The sequence below is a fragment of the Craterilacuibacter sp. genome (assembly GCF_051659485.1).
Lineage (GTDB): Bacteria > Pseudomonadota > Gammaproteobacteria > Burkholderiales > Chromobacteriaceae > Craterilacuibacter.
On sequence record NZ_JBOFOO010000081.1, the window covers coordinates 1 to 3,019 of the forward strand.

The window sequence follows — 3,019 nt, forward strand, 5'->3', positions numbered from 1 at the left end:
AAGGCGCAATTTTTTGACACCGGCTACCAGCCGGTGGCCGAAAGCGTTTCCGCCCATTTCCCGTTTAAATTGACGAGCGGGCGTTTGCGCGATCACTGGCATACCACCGGGCGTACCAGCCTGGTGCCCGGTCTGACGCTTCATGTAGAAGAACCGGCGCTATCCATGCATCCGCATGATATTTCACGCTTGAAGTTAGGGGCCGGTGATCTGGTCAGGATCAAATCCAAGCGTGGCGCGCTGGTGTTGCCGCTGGCAATCGATGCGGGTTTGCGCCCAGGCAACGTTTTTTTACCCATGCACTGGGGGCGCAGCTGGATGGCCGGTGACGGGGTCAATGTATTGATGAGCCGGGCGCTGGACCCGTATTCAAAACAGCCCGAGCTCAAGCATGCCGCTGTCGCCGTGAGCCCCGCCCAATTAAGCTGGCAGGCGCAAGGCTTTATCGCCGGCGATGCCGCCTTGTTGCGTCCTGCCTTGCTGCCGTGGCTGGCACGTTTTCCTTATGCGCTGTTATTGCCGGTCGCCGATGGCGGCGGCGGTTTGCGCTTGCGCCTGGGTGCTGCCGAGGCGCCGGATAGCGGGCTGCTGCACGAACTGGCCAGCGCCTTGGGCCTGGCGCTACCGGATGCCGCTTTTGATGATCCGGCCCGAGGGGTGCTGCGCCGCTTGTTGCTGGATGACCGGCAGCGCCCGGCACGCTGGCTACTGGCCGGGGACGTGCGCGCCGCCGCGGCACTGGCCTCATGGTTTGACGACGGCTGCGCACCGGTGTCCCTCGCCGCGCTATTTGCCGGCAAGGGACTGACTGGTCGTGCCGCGGTCGTCTGTACCTGTATGGGGGTCAGGGAAGATGCGATCCGCGCAGGGCTAGCTGCCGGGCTGGATCTTGCCGGTCTTAAAAAAACACTGGGTTGCGGAACGGTATGCGGTTCTTGTGTGCCGCAGATTCTAGGCATGAAGGAAGAGGTAGGGGCATGAGAAAACCGGGTTCGCAGGGCAAGGTTTGGCTGGTGGGGGCGGGGCCTGGCGATGCCGAATTATTGACGCTCAAGGCTGCCCGTGTGCTTGGCGTTTGTTCGGTATGGCTGGTTGATGACCTGGTCGACCCTAGTGTGCTGGCACTGGCATCCGCAAGCACGCGCATCATCCATGTCGGCAAGCGCGGGGGCTGCAAGAGCACACCACAGGCGTTTATATTGCGGCTGATGCTGCGCTATGCCCGGCAGGGCATCACGCTTGCGCGCGTCAAGGGTGGCGATGCCTTTATTTTTGGGCGCGGCAGTGAAGAGTGGGGGTGGCTGGCCGAGCGGGGCGTAGAAGTCGAAGCGGTAGCAGGACTCACTGCCGGCTTGGCGGTGGGTGCTGCGCTGGGTCTGCCCTTGACGCATAGAGGCCTCGCTCGCGGCGTGACGCTGGTGACCGCGCATACCGAGGATGGCTCGCAGCCTGACTGGGCGGCTTTGGCCGCCTCAAGGCTGACCGTGGTGTGTTATATGGGCATGAGCGGGATAGATAGCCTGAGCCGGCAATGGCTGGCAGCGGGCTTTGCTGCAACGACACCGGTCGCGGTGGTCGAGCGTGTTGCATGTTCCTCACAGCGCCATGTCCTCACTACATTGGCCGATATGGCAAACAGGGTCAAAGCCGAGGGTTTGGCTAGCCCTGCCGTCATTATCCTTGGCGATGTTGTAGCGCATCTGGCCACAAAATACAGCATGGCGGCGGTAGCGGCCTGACGGGCTGTAGTTTTGGATGACAAGAAAGGCGTGAAGCCGCGAATGACGCTGCAGGTGTTGTGATTTGGCGACATAAGGTGGCGAAGTTGTTGTGCTGTAAAACAACAAAATATGGAAATCTTCGATTTCATCAACCCATACTGATTTAGCAAGTTGAGCGTAATGCAGTCCGCGCAGTTGCTGTTGTTTCGTCAACCAGATGGGAGTTGTCCGATGAAAAATTCTTTACGTGTGTTGTTGTCAGTTGCTGGCCTCGCTGCTCTTCCTCTGGCTCATGCTGCCAATCTGGATGAACCAGGCTATTTTGGTGCCAAAGTGGGCTGGTCTGATTTTTACAATCAGGACTTGGCGAACGGTTTGACCAATGCAAATATCCGCGACAAGGACAGGGTGGGTGGTGGTGTTTATGGCGGTTACCAGTTTAATGACTGGTTCGCACTGGAAGGCGGTTACGACTATCTGGACAAGGTCGAAGTGGATTATGGCCTGAGCCAGAGTGCCAAGGTCAAATTCGAAGGTGTGCAACTGTCGGGCAAGTTCAGTGCGCCACTGACAGAAGCCATGGATGTTTATGCCCGTCTGGGGGTGATGGGCTATCGAGCCAGTGGTTCGGGTGACAGCCACAATGGTGCGTCGCCGCTGGCTGCGCTGGGTGTGGATTACGCCATTAACAAGGACTGGTCAACCCGCTTCGAATACCAGTACACCAGCCGTCTGGGCAAAACCGAGGATAACGGCATCCGCACCGATAACGGCCTGCTGTCTCTGGGGCTTGCCTACCACTTTGGCGGAGCACCCGCTGCACCGGTAGCCGTGGCAGTGGTGACTCCGCCGCCCGCGCCTGTTCAGCTGATGGAGTTTGCACTCAAGGGTGACACCTTGTTTGCCTTCAATAAGGCAACGCTGAACGATGCCGGCGTCGCTGAACTGTCGACGATTGTGCAGCAGATCAAACAAGCCCGTCCTCAGGAAGCCGCCATCAATATTGCCGGCTACACCGACCGTATCGGCTCGGATGCCTACAATATGAAGCTATCCAAGGCGCGCGCCGCCACCGTCGCTGATTTCCTGGTGAATCAGGGTATTCCTGCCGGCATCATTAGCGCCGAAGGCTTCGGCAAGGCCGATCCGGTGACCGGTAACCAGTGCGACAACGTGAAGCCGCGTGCCGAACTGATCAAATGCCTGCAGCCTGACCGTCGCGTCATCATCCGCGTCAAGGGGATGGCTGCCCAGCAGTAAGCCTGTCTTGAAAAAAGCCCCGGCGTCGAAAAGACGGC

The 3,019-nt window shown here is 59.3% G+C and carries 3 protein-coding genes; all 3 read left to right on the forward strand.

Annotated features, from left to right (window positions below; translation table 11 throughout):
• Positions 1-981, forward strand: a 981-nt coding sequence (locus ACRC1E_RS02830) for a molybdopterin dinucleotide binding domain-containing protein (RefSeq protein WP_438513592.1), incomplete at its 5' end; no start/stop codon positions are given.
• Positions 978-1,739: a uroporphyrinogen-III C-methyltransferase gene (gene cobA / locus ACRC1E_RS02835; protein WP_438513593.1), complete on the forward strand. Its 762-nt coding sequence runs from the start codon at positions 978-980 to the stop codon at positions 1,737-1,739. The genes ACRC1E_RS02830 and cobA, both read left to right, overlap by 4 nt.
• Before the next feature lie 213 nt (positions 1,740-1,952).
• Positions 1,953-2,981, forward strand: a complete 1,029-nt coding sequence (gene ompA / locus ACRC1E_RS02840) for a porin OmpA (RefSeq protein ID WP_438513594.1) — start codon at positions 1,953-1,955, stop codon at positions 2,979-2,981.
• The last annotated feature ends 38 nt before the right edge of the window (positions 2,982-3,019 follow it).